Annotated in this window: 14 protein-coding genes; 6 read left to right on the forward strand and 8 right to left on the reverse strand. The window is 57.0% G+C overall.

The genetic code is table 11. From position 1 onward, the window contains the following. The first annotated feature begins 127 nt into the window (after window positions 1-127). Window positions 128-1,189 carry a hypothetical protein gene (locus B7L72_RS18210; protein WP_139788467.1) on the forward strand — a complete coding sequence of 354 codons (1,062 nt, stop codon included), beginning with the start codon at window positions 128-130 and terminating at the stop codon, window positions 1,187-1,189. Between the two features lie 515 nt (window positions 1,190-1,704). On the opposite strand, the gene B7L72_RS07340 is transcribed toward B7L72_RS18210, so the two are convergent. Beyond that, the gene (locus B7L72_RS07340; protein WP_081193477.1) at window positions 1,705-2,322 is read right to left on the reverse strand and encodes a hypothetical protein; all 618 of its coding nucleotides are present in this window, start codon (window positions 2,320-2,322) and stop codon (window positions 1,705-1,707) included. 588 nt (window positions 2,323-2,910) lie between these two features. Here B7L72_RS07340 and glnA point away from each other — a divergent pair. The 4 genes from glnA (at window position 2,911) to ltrA (ending at window position 9,010) form a co-directional block, all read left to right on the forward strand. Then, window positions 2,911-4,317: a glutamate--ammonia ligase gene (gene glnA, locus B7L72_RS07345; RefSeq protein ID WP_016915828.1), complete on the forward strand. Its 1,407-nt coding sequence runs from the start codon at window positions 2,911-2,913 to the stop codon at window positions 4,315-4,317. 269 nt (window positions 4,318-4,586) lie between these two features. Continuing rightward, complete coding sequence (gene glnL, locus B7L72_RS07350; RefSeq protein WP_081193479.1) at window positions 4,587-5,648, forward strand: nitrogen regulation protein NR(II); 1,062 nt, start codon at window positions 4,587-4,589, stop codon at window positions 5,646-5,648. Next, complete coding sequence (glnG, locus tag B7L72_RS07355) at window positions 5,641-7,068, forward strand: nitrogen regulation protein NR(I) (protein ID WP_081193481.1); 1,428 nt, start codon at window positions 5,641-5,643, stop codon at window positions 7,066-7,068. The genes glnL and glnG overlap by 8 nt, the downstream gene beginning before the upstream one ends. A 685-nt stretch (window positions 7,069-7,753) precedes the next feature. Next, entirely contained in the window at window positions 7,754-9,010 is a 1,257-nt protein-coding gene (ltrA, locus tag B7L72_RS07365; RefSeq protein WP_254893776.1) for a group II intron reverse transcriptase/maturase, read from the forward strand. 99 nt (window positions 9,011-9,109) lie between these two features. Here ltrA and B7L72_RS07370 read toward each other — a convergent pair whose 3' ends face one another. From B7L72_RS07370 to B7L72_RS07390, 6 genes are all read right to left on the reverse strand, one after another. Further along, entirely contained in the window at window positions 9,110-10,078 is a 969-nt protein-coding gene (locus B7L72_RS07370; protein ID WP_016915832.1) for a tripartite tricarboxylate transporter substrate binding protein, read from the reverse strand. 46 nt (window positions 10,079-10,124) lie between these two features. Further along, entirely contained in the window at window positions 10,125-10,796 is a 672-nt protein-coding gene (locus B7L72_RS07375) for a tripartite tricarboxylate transporter permease (protein ID WP_446718558.1), read from the reverse strand. A gap of 31 nt (window positions 10,797-10,827) precedes the next feature. After that, window positions 10,828-11,712 carry a ChaN family lipoprotein gene (locus tag B7L72_RS07380; protein WP_254893778.1) on the reverse strand — a complete coding sequence of 295 codons (885 nt, stop codon included), beginning with the start codon at window positions 11,710-11,712 and terminating at the stop codon, window positions 10,828-10,830. 3 nt (window positions 11,713-11,715) lie between these two features. Continuing rightward, window positions 11,716-11,892, reverse strand: a complete 177-nt coding sequence (locus B7L72_RS18215; RefSeq protein ID WP_139788468.1) for a DUF6435 family protein — start codon at window positions 11,890-11,892, stop codon at window positions 11,716-11,718. A 90-nt stretch (window positions 11,893-11,982) separates the two neighbouring features. Further along, window positions 11,983-12,495, reverse strand: coding sequence for an alpha/beta fold hydrolase (locus B7L72_RS07385; RefSeq protein ID WP_081193586.1), 513 nt, complete (start codon window positions 12,493-12,495; stop codon window positions 11,983-11,985). A 7-nt stretch (window positions 12,496-12,502) separates the two neighbouring features. Beyond that, window positions 12,503-12,634 carry an entericidin A/B family lipoprotein gene (locus B7L72_RS07390; RefSeq protein ID WP_016915839.1) on the reverse strand — a complete coding sequence of 44 codons (132 nt, stop codon included), beginning with the start codon at window positions 12,632-12,634 and terminating at the stop codon, window positions 12,503-12,505. Between the two features lie 692 nt (window positions 12,635-13,326). Here B7L72_RS07390 and B7L72_RS18900 point away from each other — a divergent pair. Then, window positions 13,327-13,458 carry a hypothetical protein gene (locus B7L72_RS18900; RefSeq protein ID WP_016915840.1) on the forward strand — a complete coding sequence of 44 codons (132 nt, stop codon included), beginning with the start codon at window positions 13,327-13,329 and terminating at the stop codon, window positions 13,456-13,458. 64 nt (window positions 13,459-13,522) lie between these two features. On the opposite strand, the gene B7L72_RS07395 is transcribed toward B7L72_RS18900, so the two are convergent. Beyond that, the gene (locus B7L72_RS07395; protein WP_081193486.1) at window positions 13,523-14,968 is read right to left on the reverse strand and encodes a sodium/glutamate symporter; all 1,446 of its coding nucleotides are present in this window, start codon (window positions 14,966-14,968) and stop codon (window positions 13,523-13,525) included. Window positions 14,969-15,005: the final 37 nt, after the last annotated feature.

The following is a 15,005-nucleotide window of genomic DNA, read 5'->3' on the forward strand; positions in this document are numbered from 1 at the left end:
CCTTAGGTTGTGGCGAGTTGGAAGTTATGAGTCAATGTGGTATTTAGTAATTAATTATGAGCGCCCAGTAGCTGTGCAATCGAGGATGATGAACCCTTGAAAATATAATTTGAAGGATGTTAATGGCATGCCCAAATCAATTTGGTTTAAATATAAAGTTGTCAGATTGGCCGATAAAGTAGGTGATAAAAAAACTGCAATAAGGTATACAAATATAAAAGATTATGAAGTTCTTAGTGCGAGAAAAATTAATAGATGGAGGAGTGAGCTACCTAAAATTCACCATCCGCTTACGAAGAAGCAATATTTTTTTAATATGCAGTTTGATGAGGATTTCTCATCCTTACCAATATTAAACAGCGTAGGGATTTCGATTCAATTAATACCTGAAGAGCTCAAAAATGCTTTTTTCCATTACTGTAATGGTAGAAAGATAGGTCGCAAAATAGCTCAGCTGGTCGACTATGATTTATTAAATGACGACTTAAGTGTCAGTTTTTTAGGCAAGACTGTGCTTGCTGCCAATCAAGAAGATATTTTTAAAAGGTGCAGCGCTGCAGAAATTACTTTGGAAACTATTTACTATGATAAATTTATTAATGGAAATGAGATTTCAGCTGGAAATTTTTTAACCAAGGATGGCGGTAATTTTTTGTTCATAGAAAATGATTTCCCAAGGATTTTTTTAGAATACCTTACTTTTTCTTATCAAGAAATTTCGCGATTTTTTCGTAGAATTGTTGAAAATAAAGAGGACATAAAAAATATAGATCGCAAGGTTATTGATGGTGAAGTCCATAGTTATAAAAAGGCATCTATCATTTCTAATGTCTTTGTTGATTATGCAAATAACGAGCTAACATATGATTTTTTCAGGCATAGAGTTGATTCTCTTATGAATGAAAATAATCTTTGGTATTCTGGGGGTACCTGTTCTAGTATCCAAGCATACAATATATATAATTTAATCGGTTATGAAGGATGTAGAAGGCTTCTAACCACATATGTTTCTAATCCGTGTATTATGAGGAAAGGGTGGCCAGATCTTTTTGTTTATAATGACAATGGCTTTAATTTTGTAGAAGTTAAGGTGGGGGAGAATGTTTCCATTCATCAGGTTCAAACTCTAAGACTGTTAAATATGGCTCTTCCTGATTCTGTAAGAGTCGTAAGAGCTTATAGAAAATGACATGCTTTAGAGGGTTGAAAAAAATGAATAATATGTTGTGTTGCCTGGCCAGTTACTTATTACCATCCGCGTAGTAAAGGATAATAAGTTTCTAGATCGAAAAGTATATATTTTCTTAAAAAAGTCTAATTGTAATATGTCACAAAAATAATTTATCGGTCAGCAAGTTCCTCTTAATGTTCCAATGCAGGTAGCGCCGTAGGGCCATAATAGAATCAATCTAATTTGGTTGAACATGTTTTATAACCACAGAGTTGATGCTCATGTAGATAAGGTAAACGCTGAGAAAAGTTTTCTTTTCACACATTTTTCGAGTGATCAGATGATGGTTATCCAGCCAGCGTGGGCTCGGTGTTGTTGAACAAGGCGGTGAACACCACTACCTGGGGTGCCATGCTGTTTGGCAAACGCCTGAAAGTGTGAGGTTGGCGATAGGTAATCCTCGCTGGGGCCGTTCAGTATGCCTTGTGGATTGGGGAATGCATTGAAGAGTGATGAAGGGATGAGGGTGACGATCAGTGTGGGGGCGTTTCGGTAGAAAAGCGTGCTTTCAACGCGCTCAGTGGCGAGCCTCGCGGCAACCCCAGTGCTTGCCCGCTGAGGGTCTTCAGGCGGGTAGGGCAGGCATGCAGGCGCTGGAGCAGGTCGGTCATTGCCGTGACCTCCAGCTCGGGGTCGAAGCCTCCCAGGCGTTCCAGCCAGGTTCGGCTGATGGCCATGTAAGGGGGCAATGTGGCGTTAGGGCCACGTAACTGCTGCCAGAGGCGTTCTGGTAACCGAGGCGTCATCGCGCTGATGATCAGCGCATCCAGCGTTTGCGTATCCAGCTCGGGGTACAGCAGGGGCCATAGCTGTGAAGGCAAGACTTGCTTATGCATGGCCACCAGCAGCCATTCGGCCTGGCTGACATATGCTGCCTGATTCAGGCGTGCGCCCAGCTTTTTGTCGGGTGTCACGAGACAGTGAGCGTGGAAGCGCTGCTCCAGGGTTGTGAAGCGCTCATCCAGAAACGCGGCAGTCACGATCACGGGTACGAGGTGCTCGGCCAGGCCAGATTGACGAATGGATCGCAGGTGGCGAGGAAGCCAAGCTCCCGCCACGGAAGCATCGACGATAAAGCAAACCGTACCCATGTCAGTGGCTTCCTTATGTGGTAATGACTCACCTCTTTGTAATTTATTGTAGGTGTTGGTTTCTTTTCGTAGCAAGTGGAATGATCGAGAAGCGCATAAAAATAGACCGTCTGGCTAGTGCACTGATTTTGTGCAAAGACTGTTTTTTGCGTATTTTTTTGGTGCATATTGGGTGAGTGCAGTGCTCCATGTGATGACATGACGAGCCAATGCGACATCAAGAGGCATCAGGAATAATGATTTTTGCTTTTTGAATCATGCTGTTATTTTTTGAAAGCCATATTGGTGCAAAGTTGGCATGCTACGTGCTTATATTTTGTGACAGCTTCGTAGGCAGTTTTGTGAACAGTTTCATGGGCCGTCTGTCAGTCGTTAGCAGGTCATAGGCAGAAGCCTCTCGGCGTGCTACAACGATAGCCGGTCTGAAATGATCGCTGGGCGATTTGTTATCCATGGTCAAACAAACGTAAAGCGAACAAAAAAGACAAACGCGCCACGTGCCAGGGTACGTAGACGATTTGTTGAATAACACTTTTATCGATAGCTTACTGTTTCAAGCTTTAAGCCACGCTCATACCGGAGGACACTATGTCAGCCAAGACTCTTGCGCTAATCGAAGAACACGATGTTAAGTGGGTAGACCTGCGTTTCACCGACACTCGCGGTAAAGAGCAGCACGTGACCGTGCCTGCGCGTGACGTGAACGAAGAGTTTTTTGAAAACGGCCAAATGTTCGATGGTTCTTCCATCAATGGCTGGAAGGGCATCAACGAGTCTGACATGATCCTGCGCCCGGAAGACGGCACCGGCTTCCTGGACCCCTTCACCGAAGACGCCACCCTGATTCTGCGTTGCGACATCATCGAGCCTGCCACCATGCAGGGCTACGACCGCGACCCGCGCTCCATCGCCAAGCGCGCTGAAGCCTACCTGCAGTCTACTGGCCTGGGCGACACTGCGTTCTTTGGTCCTGAGCCTGAATTCTTCATCTTCGACGAAGTGCACTGGAAGTCTGACATTCAGGGCTCCATGTACAAGATCACTTCCGACGAAGGCGCCTGGGCCACCGACAGCAAGGTCGAGACAGGCAACCTGGGTCACCGTCCGCGCGTCAAGGGTGGCTACTTCCCGGTTCCGCCGGTCGACAGCTTCCACGATATCCGTGGTGCCATGTGTAACACCCTGGAAGCGATTGGCCAGACCGTCGAAGTACACCACCACGAAGTGGCCAACGCTGGTCAGAACGAAATCGGCGTGAAGTTCAACACGCTGGTGAAGAAAGCTGACGAAGTTCAGGAAATGAAGTACGTGATCCACAACGTGGCGCACGCTTACGGCAAGACCGCTACCTTCATGCCGAAGCCGCTGGTAGGCGACAACGGTTCTGGTATGCACGTACACCAGTCGTTCTGGAAAGATGGTCAGAACCAGTTCGCGGGCGATGAGTACGCTGGCCTGTCTGAAATGGCTCTGTACTACATCGGCGGTATCATCAAGCACGCCCGTGCTCTGAACGCCTTCACCAACGCTTCTACCAACTCGTACAAGCGTCTGGTACCTGGCTTCGAAGCGCCGGTCATGCTGGCCTACAGCGCCCGTAACCGTTCTGCTTCCATCCGTATTCCGTACACTGCCAGCCCGAAAGGCAAGCGTGTCGAAGCACGTTTCCCTGATCCGACGGCGAACCCCTACCTGGCGTTCTCTGCCATGCTGATGGCGGGTATCGACGGTATCAAGAACAAGATCCATCCTGGCGATGCCATGGACAAGAACCTGTATGACCTGCCGCCGGAAGAGGGCAAGTCGGTTCCCACCGTGGCTCACAGCCTCGATCAGGCCTTGGAAGCACTCGATGCTGACCGTGCGTTCCTGACCGAAGGCGGTGTATTCACCGACGAGATGATCGACGCTTACATCGAACTGAAAATGGAAGACGTCGAGCGTATCCGCATGACGACTCACCCGATCGAGTTCGACATGTACTACAGCTGCTAAGCTGATGGCATGACTGCCAAGATCACCCTTGCGGTGTGACGAGCCAAAACCCCGCCTCGGCGGGGTTTTTTATCGCCGAGTAAGTGTGTGCACTATAATGGTGCATTGAATTGGCTAAATCTTCCGTCCCTTGCGCTATAAACGCCCGAGCGGTATCGGTAGGCTGCCCCTAAGCCGTGCATGGCGCCGTTTTGGGTAACCTGGCGCGCTTTTTGCACTTCCTCAGCTAAATCTCTAACGCAACGGTTAGCGACGCTTCAGGACACGCCATGTATCAGCGCTTATTGGAACACCTCACCACGGCGGTACTGCTGCTGGACGGCGAACTTCGGGTTCGCTGGATGAATCCGGCCGCCGAGGCGCTGCTGGCGGTGAGCTTCAGTCGGGTACAAGGCATCAGTCTGGACACCCTGCTGGGCGGCGATGAGAGTATCGATGACGTGCTGGCCAAGGCACGCGATGCGTTTCACCCTTACACCCAACGCGAAGCGCGTATTACGCCGCTCAACAGTGAACCCTTGACGGTGGATTACACCGTGACGCCGCTGTCCGCCGACGAGCTGCTGCTGGAGGTGGAGCCCCGGGACCGGCTGATGCAGATTTCCCGGGAAGAAGCGCTGACCACTCGCCAGGAGACCATCAAAGTGCTAGCACGTGGGCTGGCCCATGAGGTGAAAAACCCCTTGGGCGGTATCCGCGGCGCGGCGCAGCTGCTGGAGCGCGATCTGGACGACCCGGCCTTGCGAGAGTTTACCCACATCATCGTCGAGGAAGTGGACCGTTTGCGCGATCTGGTGGACTCCATGCTGGGTCCCAACCGCATCATCAAGCATGAGCCGGTGAACATTCACAAAGTGCTGGAGCGCGTGCGTGCGCTGCTGTTGGCCGAGCATCCGCAGGTCACCGTTCATCGCGATTACGACCCCAGCTTGCCCGACCTCTCTGGCGACGAGTCGCAGATGATTCAGGCCGTGTTGAACGTGGCCCGCAACGCGGTACAGGCCATGAGCGAAGCCGACACGCCGTCCCCCACGCTGACCCTGCGCACCCGTGCCCGCCGCCAGTTCACCCTGGGGGCCGAGCGCCATCGGCTGGTCAGCGAGGTGGGTGTCATCGATAACGGCCCCGGCATTCCCGATGCGTTACGTGAAACGCTTTTTTACCCCATGGTGTCAGGCCGCGCGGAAGGCAGTGGCCTGGGACTATCGATTGCTCAGTCAATTTTGCACCAACATCAAGGATTGATCGAATGCGATTCCCGACCCGGACACACCGAATTTCGTTTACTGATTCCATTGGTTATTAATTTACCGGAGATGCGTCATGACTGAGGCGACACGTACCGATGTTGCACGGGTGGTTATCGTCGATGATGACCGCGCTATCCGCTGGGTGCTGGAGCGCGCGCTAGCGCAACCCGACCTGGATGTAGAGTGTATCGAGCGGGCGGATACGGCGCTGGCTCGGCTGCTGGAAAATCCACCAGATGTGCTGGTCACCGATATTCGCATGCCGGGAATCGACGGCCTCGACCTGATGTCTCGCGTGCGTGCGGCTCACCCCGATCTGCCGGTCATTGTCATGACCGCCCACTCGGACCTGGATAGCGCGGTGGCCTCTTATCAGGGGGGCGCTTTCGAGTACCTGCCCAAGCCCTTTGATGTCGACGAAGCGCTGGCGCTGGTGCGGCGCGCGGTGGCCCATGCCCGCGAGCGCCAGCGGCCGGTCAGCGTACCGGAAGGGCTGAGCGCCGAGATCATCGGCGAAGCGCCTGCCATGCAGGAGGTGTTTCGCGCCATTGGCCGCTTGTCGCACTCCCATATTACGGTATTGATCAACGGGGAGTCGGGCACCGGTAAAGAGCGGGTGGCCCAGGCGCTGCATCAGCACAGCCCGCGCTCCGGCAAGCCGTTCATTGCCCTCAATATGGCGGCAATTCCTCGTGACCTGATCGAGTCGGAACTGTTTGGCCATGAGAAAGGCGCCTTTACCGGTGCCGCCCAGCAGCGCCAGGGGCGTTTCGAGCAGGCCAACGGCGGTACGCTGTTTCTGGATGAAATTGGCGACATGCCCGCCGAGACGCAAACGCGCCTGCTGCGGGTGCTGGCCGATGGCGAGTTTTACCGGGTCGGCGGCCATACGCCGGTCAAGGTGGATGTGCGCATCATTGCCGCTACCCACCAGAACCTGGAGTCTCTGGTGGATGAAGGGCGTTTTCGTGAGGATCTGTTCCACCGCCTGAACGTGATTCGGGTGCACCTGCCGCGTCTGGCCGAGCGCCGTGAAGACATCCCCCGCTTGACGCGTCACTTCCTGGCGGAGGCGGCCAAGGAGCTATCCACCGATATCAAGGTGCTGACGCCCGAGGCAGAAGCTCACCTGACGCGGCTGCCGTGGCCGGGCAACGTTCGCCAGCTGGAAAATATCTGCCGTTGGCTCACCGTGATGGCATCGGGGAGGGAGATCCTGATCGAGGACCTGCCTCCCGAGCTGCGCTCGGTCAGCGCGCCAGAAGGAGGCGCTTACGGTGATTGGCGCTCGGCCTTCCGGGATTGGGCCGACCACGCCCTGGCCGAAGGGCATACGCACCTGCTGGAAGAGGCGGTGCCGGATTTCGAACGCATTCTGATCGAAACCGCCCTGAAGCATACCGGGGGGCGCAAGGGGGAAGCGGCCGAGCTGCTGGGCTGGGGGCGCAATACCCTGACACGCAAGCTCAAGACGCTGTTGCCCGCGCTAGCCGACGAGTAGCCCTGTTGGCAATCGCCGTCGGCTCGGCGATGCTGGCCCGGAACCACTAAAAAGCCCGCTGACACGGTCAGCGGGCTTTTTCATGGTGCGCCAGGCATGGCGCGCAGCGCCCGACGGGCGCTGTTTCCGAGGGTGGTGCCTCGGAATGACTTGGGGGTGAAAGTCCCCTACGGACCCTGATAGCGGGAACCGTTAGCCGAACAGCAAGGGTGTCCGTCGCGAGACGGAATCTGAAGGAAGTTGGAGGCAAACTCCCGGCCCGACGAACAGAAATCGCATACGAGGCTGTCGCCACCTGGGCGAGAGGGCCAAGAAACTCGAAGCCCAATAGCTATCCGGAAGGGGCGGCAGTAGATGCGGCGGGTGTATGGGAGGAAGGTCGCGCGTCTTACCCTGGGAGGTCTGATGGTCTGCCACAGTGCTACCGGCGCCGAGAGGCGGCGGGATGGGCCATCAGACGTCAGCAGAGGCCATAGTAAGTGCCGATTCACCCCGGCACCAAGGGCCGAACATGAAGAACCGCGAGTAGGCGATGATGTCTCGAGGATCGATCATGAAGACCGAAACTGACGCGGATACCGCCACCCACCCAGAGGGGCAGGGGCAGTACCCCGCGTCCCGGCCGGGGGGCGTCGAGACGGTCCCGGCGTCGTCATCGTGGACGAAAGCGGAGCTCGCCCCGCTCATGGAGGCCGTGGTAGAGAAGGCCAACATGGCGCGGGCTTACCGCAGGGTGGTCGCCAACAAGGGCGCGCCGGGTGCCGACGGTATGACGGTGCAGCAGCTGGCGGACCACCTGAAACAGCACTGGCCGACGCTGCGCGAGCGGCTGTTGGCCGGTGAGTACCACCCCAGCCCGATCCGAGCCGTCGAGATTCCCAAGCCCAAGGGCGGAACGCGACAGCTCGGCATTCCCACGGTCACCGACCGGCTGATCCAGCAGGCGCTGCTTCAGGTGCTGACGCCGATTTTCGATCCGGATTTCTCCGCATCGAGCTACGGCTACCGCCCTGGGCGCAGTGCCCAGCAGGCCGTCTCGGCGATGAAGGCCCATGTCACCGCCGGCCGCCGCTGGGCGGTCGACCTCGACCTGGAAGCCTTCTTCGACCGGGTGAATCACGACCTGCTGATGGCCCGGGTTGCGCGCCGCGTCCGCGACAAGCGGGTGCTACGCCTGATCCGCCGCTATCTGGAAGCCGGGATGTTCCAGGACGGCCTGGTCGCGCCACGCCGGCAGGGCACACCTCAGGGCGGTCCACTGAGTCCGCTACTGGCCAATATCCTGCTGGATGACGTGGACAAGGAACTGGAACGCCGGGGCCACCGCTTCTGCCGCTACGCCGACGACATGCAGGTGTATGTCAGGAGTCGGCGGGCGGGTGAGCGCGTCATGGCCAGCCTGAGTGATTTTCTCGAGAGCTCACTCAGGCTGACGGTCAATCGCGACAAGAGTGCGGTGGACCGACCCTGGAACCGGGGGTGTCTGGGCTACACGCTGACCCGGCACAAGTTGCCGCGGCTGACCATCGCCAAGACCAGCCTGCAGCGCCTGATGCAGCGTGTCCGTGAGATCCTCAAACGCGGCAGAGGGCGCAATATCCGACGCGTCATCGAAGAACTGGTGCCAGTCCTGCGAGGCTGGGCCAGCTACTTTAGCCTCGTCGACGTGAAACGCCCGCTGGAAGCGCTGGATCAATGGACACGTCGCCGATTACGCTGTGTGATCTGGCGGCAGTGGAAGCGCCCGACGACCCGGCGCCGGAAGCTTCTGGCGCTAGGCCTGGACGCATACCGTGCCTGGAAATCAGCGGGGAATGGGCGAGGAGCCTGGTGGAATGCGGGTGCCTCGCACATGAATCAGGCCCTGCCGCGGAAGCGGTTCGACGGGCTGGGCCTGATCTCGGTACTGGATACGGTAAGAGGGCTTAACCGTTCTTCATGAACCGCCGTATACGGAACCGTACGTACGGTGGTGTGGGAGGGCGCCGGGGGTGACCCCGGCCCCTACCCGATCCATCCTGTTCACGGCATGCGGGGCAGCTTAGTCGTCTGCACCTGGTACGCCGCCCAGCTCTTCGATCAGCGCCTTGTAGCTTTCGGTCTGCTCGGTGAGGGTCTGGGTGACTTCGTCTTCCGACAGGTACACCACCGGCATCAGGATGCGCTCTTCGGTGATCTCGATGAAGCGCTCATCCTGAGTGGCGGCTTCCAGTGCTTCTGCCAGGCGCTCGACGTGGGCATCCGGCGTATTGTTGGGCACCATGACCACGCGAATTTCTGCCGGGTTGATGTCATAACCGGCTTCTTGCAGGCTGGGCGCATCCGGGAAGGCTACCAGACGGTCTTCTGCCAGGCTCAGCAGTACCGGCATTTCACCCGTTTCTGCGTAGCCGGAGTGGGTGCCGCCGCTATAGGCGAAGTCCACGTCGCCAGAGAGAATCAGCGGTGCCATGCCAGCGCCGCCTGCCGTGGGCACGATGCGCAGGTCAAGACCTTCCTGCTGGGCAATGTACTCGATGATCATGCGATCCAGAGCGGTCTGCGTGGCGTAGCTGGTGCCGGGGTTTTCGCGGGCATACTCCACCAGCGACTCCCAGCTGTCACCAAAGGGGCGATTCTCGCCGGTCACGATAGCCGACTGGCCCAGCGTCACGCCCGCCACGTAGCGGAAGTCGTCCAGTTGGTAGGCGGTTTCCGTGGCCAGCGGGCCGTAGGTGATGGTCATGGAGGTGCCAAAGGCAAAGGTGTAGCCTTCGTCGTTATTGTTGGCCAGGCGAGTCAAGGCCACGCCACCGCCCGCGCCCGGCTGGTTGACCACGTTCACCGGCTGGCCCAGCTCTTCTTCCAGTACGTTGGCCAGCACGCGGGCTTGAATGTCGGTGCTGCCGCCTGCGCCAAAGCCGACGACCATGGTCAGCGGCTTGCTGGGGAAGTCATTGGCCTGGGCGGTGCCAGCGGCCAGGGTCAGCGCTGCCGAAACGATGGCGGTGGTCAGAAGATGCTTTTTCATGGTGGTTTCCTCGATGGTTTTTTCTTGGTAGTGAAGGTTGCTCGGTTTAGCCGTGTTGCCGACGCTGCCGGTACTGGCGATAACTGCTCCACAGTAGGTGCAGTACCAGCAGGCCAGTGGCGACCACAAACGTCAGTGCAATGGGGCGCTGCATGAGAATGCCGATGTCGCCCCCGGAAAGAATGACTGACTGGCGCAGGTTCATCTCCAGCATGGGCGTGACGATGAAAGCGACCAGAAAGGTTACGAAGGAGTAGTCATGCTTCTTCAGGAAATAGCCGAAGATCGCGAAGCCAAACACGGTCAGCAGGCCAAAAGTGCCGTAGCCCTGTACCTGAATGCCGGCCAGGCAGAGAAAGATCACCACGGGAATGACGATGTTCTGCGGCACATCCGTGACGCGGGCAAAGATACGTAGCCCGTACCAGCCTACGGCCAGCATGATCAGGCTAGCGACCACCATGCCTGCAAAGATGGTGAACAGCATTTGTGGATGGTCGCGCAGCATCAGCGGGCCGACCTGAATACCGTGGATCATGAAAGCACCCACCAGCAGTGCCGCCGACACGCTGCCGGGAATACCCAGCCCGAACAGCGGAATATAGCTGGCGGGAATGACGGCGTTATCGGCAGCCTCGGCGGCGGCAATGCCATTGGGGTTGCCCTTGCCGAAGCTATCCGGGTCTTTGGCGCCGCGCTTGGCGAGCCCATACGCCATGAACGACACATAAGTGATATTGACCGCTTGTTCAGGATGACGCGTCTGGCATTGGGGTGGGTAATATGAAGATGGCATCGCTCAAGGCCGGGTCGGGAAGCACGCACTCCTCAAGTTCCCAAGGCAAGAGACTGAACGTGTCCTGAATGCCCAGCCCTTCCAACTGGTGCGCTACGCCATGGCCATGCACCACATGCCCAAGACCCATCAGCCCCACGGTCAGGGCACTCCCTTGTGTGGCGTCCGCTAGCCCCTGCGCCATGGCAACGTCCCAGCTGAGCTGAGCTTGAATGAACCGTTCCAGCATGTTGGGATTTTCCTGCCCCATGGCATGCTGGTCGAAGACTTCCTCCAGATACGTCCGGTAGGCGTCATTGGCAGGCCGCGGGGCAGGAATACCGTGGCGCTGTTCCGCGGGAATATGGTCGACCTCTTCGCTGGCCATTCGCTGGCGTAGGGCGGGAGTGATGTTGAGTGCCTTCAGTGGAATGCGGTTCAAGCGCGCAAAGTGAAGGATGGGCCAGTAAAGCTCAGGATCGAACCCCCAGGCTTCCTGCCAGTCGCTCTGCTCCAGAAACGCGTCTTCGGAAAGCTCCCCCGCGACCCAGCCTTCCAGTACCGGCTGCGCTTCTCTGGGCAACATCTCCAGGCCAATCACCATATCGCTCTCATGGGCGTACAGGCCTGCCAGGGTATGCAATTGCCAGCGGTGGTGTTCCATGGCGTCGTGCCGTTCCCCTAGCAGCACCACTGGCCGTTGCGCTGCCAGGTTGAGCACCGCATCGGCAGTCACGGCCTGACCCGATTGCCACCAGCGCCCCTGAAGCTGGCACGTTTCTGTTGCCTGTGCCTGTGCCTGTGACACCATGCCTAGGGCCAGCATCAGGCGGCACACGCCTCTTGGCAAACGGCCCATGGGCTAGCGGCCTTCGTCCTTCAAACGGTTGATTTCCTGCAACAGCGCTTCGGCTTCGGCGGTCAGGGTCGCATTGTCGCGCATATCGCCATTGCGAGACGCTTGCATGGCCTCGGTGAGTTTGCGTTCGTAGTCCTGCTGCAGTTTCTTTTTGGGGTCGCGCTTGAAAAGTCCAAACATGAGCTACCTCTTATTGTGTGTATATCATTTGTATAGGTTTATGGTGCCCATGTCGAGGTTTTGGCAAGCCAATCCTGGCGTGTGCGAGCATCAGCTGGCACAGGTGGCCAAAAATCGTGTGAAATCCGCCAGGATGACCTCCAGGCTGCTGTGTAGCCGATGGTCGTCATCCACCATGCGCAGCGAGAGCCGCTGGCGCTGGGCGTGCTCGATGACCGGGCCTGGCAGCACTACGTCATCCTGCCAACCGTGAATGATATGGGTGTGTTGGGCCTGAATGATGGGTGAGGTTTCCGGGTAGCGGGGCATGCCGAGCGCGGGAGCCAACAAGAAGCAGCCGAGTACGGGCGTTTCGGCACTCAGTGCCGCACTGATCCATCCGCCCAGGCTAGACCCCGCCAGAATGCATCGGGATGGGGCATCGCCTCGAACATTCAACGTCTCACGTAAATGAGCCAAACGGGCTGCAGGCTCGCTCATGCCGCGATAATCCATGACCACGGGCTCACAGTCATCTACATGCTCTGCGACGCCTTTTAGCGCCTGTATCTTCAAGGCGCCGGGGCCGCTCTCCAGGCCGTGGGAAAGAAAGACCGTCATCATCATGGGGTTACTCCGCCGAGCGCTGAATGGCAGCACCACCCCGCTCGATATCCTGGCCCATGCCGCGAACCGTATTACATCCGCTGATGACCAGCAGGGTCGACATCAAAAGTATGCCAAGCAGCATGGAGCGTTTCATGAGAGTGTCCTCAGTGGGGCCCATCCCCGAGAGTGGGGCATTCGATGTATAACATAAGCGTTAACGGGGAGGCCCGCCACTGGTCGTGATGCCTGGGTGACACAAACGGCGGTGGCAGGCTAAAAATGCGCTATACGCATTTGTCGCATGTGTCACTTTTATACAGATTTGGGCGGCTCAGAACACTGTGTTGGCATAGGTGATACTCCTGTTGTTTTTCTCAAGATATTGTTTTTGTTATATTTTTTAATTTTATGGCAAGTATTGGTCCGCCTTGTGCAATATCATGTTAGTAGCATAAACTGCCTCGGGCTCACAGGAAGTGACCTTTCTTCATTAACAGCGTGGGCAGGCTAACAGGCAGTCAAGGAGGGCAGGACGCCCAGAAAGCATCAAGGACGTGTAGGGACATCGAGCCTGCCCACTCTTGTCAGCACTTGGATGTGCTGGCCATCAAAGCCAAGGATTGGCAGCGATGCAAAACAGCCATCTCGCGTGCGTGGGATGGTTTTTTTGCGTTATTTTTGTTTTCTCAAGTAACTGATTTTAGATAATTTTACAAATCCATCCCTGCGTCTGTACAGTAATGGTACAGATGGGCGCAGTGTTTTGGTCTATCCTGTCGTGTAGACCAACTTTCAGCGGTGAGAAGACGTCAACGCAACGGCCGCACACTGACAGGGACACGCGTTATGGCGATGGTATTGATGTTATGCATGTTCGTGCTCTTCCTGGGGTTTTCGGGGGTGGGCCTGTATATGGCGTTCAAGACGTCATTTTCCGGGGGGCTGGAAGAGCGTGACGACATGCCGCCCGATATGTAAGCCATCCTATGTAAGCCATCCAATACAAAACGCCCGCAGCTGCGGGCGTTTTGCTATCTGACGTTTACTTGCCTTGCCATCGACCCTTGCCACGGTCGGGCACCATCCTGCCAAAGTAGAGCAATCCGAATGCCAGCCAACCGACGGTCAGTATGGCGGTCAATCCCAGCACGGCGGGTGCGCCAAACTGGGCAATCAGCGGTAACGCGGCGGCGGTGAACAGGCCGCCCCCCACCACGGGTTCGAACATCAGCTGTTTGTAGCCAAAACTCTCCAGTGCGCCGGACTTGTTCTTGGGGTCTGCCATGCGCATCAGCAACAGCCCCGTGACGGTGACCCCCATGGATTGGCCGAAGTCACCAATACCGCGTTCGAACCAGTTCTCGGGGATCACGCGAGGGGCGATCACGATCAGCACGAACAAGCCCCAGGCAATCCCGGCCAGTGCCAGCAGCAGGAACGGGATGAGGTAATCACCCAGCGTGGTCAGCGAAAGCGTTGCGAGGGCGGCCACAATGGTGAAATCCAGCGCGGTGCCTGCAATACGTGACATGGTGCGGGTGGATACGTGCCGTTCCAGCCCAAAGCGCATGACACACAGCTGTACGATCACCCCGCCAATCATGGCAATGGGAAACAGCGGCACGTGGGCGAGTATTTCCAGCCCGCCGTCGCGTGCCCAGGTCATCTGCTCTACCCACTGCAGGCCTGTCAGCAGCAGCCAGCCAATCACGATGGCGATACCCACCAGCCCGATATGCAGGCTCAATGGGTCGGTGGTGCCTGCCTCTTGTGCCAGATCCTTCTTGAATTCGCTGAACTCCTCTGTAGAGGGGCGTTCGTCTTCACGCAGGCTTTCATCCGGCTGGTCTTCTTCACGGGTGGGCTTGACCACGCCTCTGCGTGCCGCGATGTTGATCATCACCGTACCGATCAACACCCCCGAAACGATGCCGACGGTGGCCAAGCCAAGCGCCAGGTCGGCGCCTTCCTCAAAACCGAGATCGGCGAAAGTGTCGGCCATGCCCGCGGCGGTGCCGTGCCCCCCTTCGAAACCGATTTCAATCAGCGCCCCTACCATAGGGTTCATGTTGAAAAGCGGTACCAGCACCAGCAGGGAAAGGCTTAGCCCGACCACATACTGGCCCCAGGCCATGGTCTGACCCACCACGACCTGGGGCCCTGCGCGTAGCCAGATGGTGCGCAGCCCAGGGATGGCCTTGCCAATGAAAAGGGCAGCAAAGACGACGTTGATCAGCAGCCCGGGCAGCGCCGACCAGCTCTCCTGGACGTAAGCGGGGAACAAGCCGGGGCTATCTTCGAACAGCGTGGGCATGAAGCGCCCGATGACATCGGGGCCGAGCAGCAGCAAGAGCAGCCCGCCAATCACCGAGCTGGGGAGAAACAGGCGGCGCAGCCAGGGCAGCCAAAGGCGCAGCGCGTTACTGACCAGCAGCACCAGCGCAATGAGCACCAGCGCGATAAACAGTTCACCAACGGTCATGGTCATCTCATCGCTCCTTGATGATTCGAAAAGGGTAATGAGT

This window comes from Halomonas sp. BC1, assembly GCF_002078135.1.
GTDB lineage: Bacteria > Pseudomonadota > Gammaproteobacteria > Pseudomonadales > Halomonadaceae > Vreelandella > Vreelandella stevensii.

Excerpts from the sequence above, each read along its gene's own strand:
- B7L72_RS07375 (WP_446718558.1), bottom strand. The coding sequence starts at position 10,796 with ATGGCGTATGGGCTCGCCAAGCGCGGCGCCAAAGACCCGGATAGCTTC.
- B7L72_RS18215 (WP_139788468.1), bottom strand. The coding sequence starts at position 11,892 with ATGTTTGGACTTTTCAAGCGCGACCCCAAAAAGAAACTGCAGCAGGAC.
- B7L72_RS07395 (WP_081193486.1), bottom strand. The coding sequence starts at position 14,968 with ATGACCATGACCGTTGGTGAACTGTTTATCGCGCTGGTGCTCATTGCG.
- glnG (WP_081193481.1), top strand. The coding sequence starts at position 5,641 with ATGACTGAGGCGACACGTACCGATGTTGCACGGGTGGTTATCGTCGAT.
- B7L72_RS07370 (WP_016915832.1), bottom strand. The coding sequence starts at position 10,078 with ATGAAAAAGCATCTTCTGACCACCGCCATCGTTTCGGCAGCGCTGACC.
- B7L72_RS07390 (WP_016915839.1), bottom strand. The coding sequence starts at position 12,634 with ATGAAACGCTCCATGCTGCTTGGCATACTTTTGATGTCGACCCTGCTG.
- B7L72_RS07340 (WP_081193477.1), bottom strand. The coding sequence starts at position 2,322 with ATGGGTACGGTTTGCTTTATCGTCGATGCTTCCGTGGCGGGAGCTTGG.
- B7L72_RS18210 (WP_139788467.1), top strand. The coding sequence starts at position 128 with ATGCCCAAATCAATTTGGTTTAAATATAAAGTTGTCAGATTGGCCGAT.
- ltrA (WP_254893776.1), top strand. The coding sequence starts at position 7,754 with ATGGAGGCCGTGGTAGAGAAGGCCAACATGGCGCGGGCTTACCGCAGG.
- B7L72_RS18900 (WP_016915840.1), top strand. The coding sequence starts at position 13,327 with ATGGCGATGGTATTGATGTTATGCATGTTCGTGCTCTTCCTGGGGTTT.
- B7L72_RS07380 (WP_254893778.1), bottom strand. The coding sequence starts at position 11,712 with ATGGGCCGTTTGCCAAGAGGCGTGTGCCGCCTGATGCTGGCCCTAGGC.
- glnA (WP_016915828.1), top strand. The coding sequence starts at position 2,911 with ATGTCAGCCAAGACTCTTGCGCTAATCGAAGAACACGATGTTAAGTGG.
- glnL (WP_081193479.1), top strand. The coding sequence starts at position 4,587 with ATGTATCAGCGCTTATTGGAACACCTCACCACGGCGGTACTGCTGCTG.
- B7L72_RS07385 (WP_081193586.1), bottom strand. The coding sequence starts at position 12,495 with ATGATGACGGTCTTTCTTTCCCACGGCCTGGAGAGCGGCCCCGGCGCC.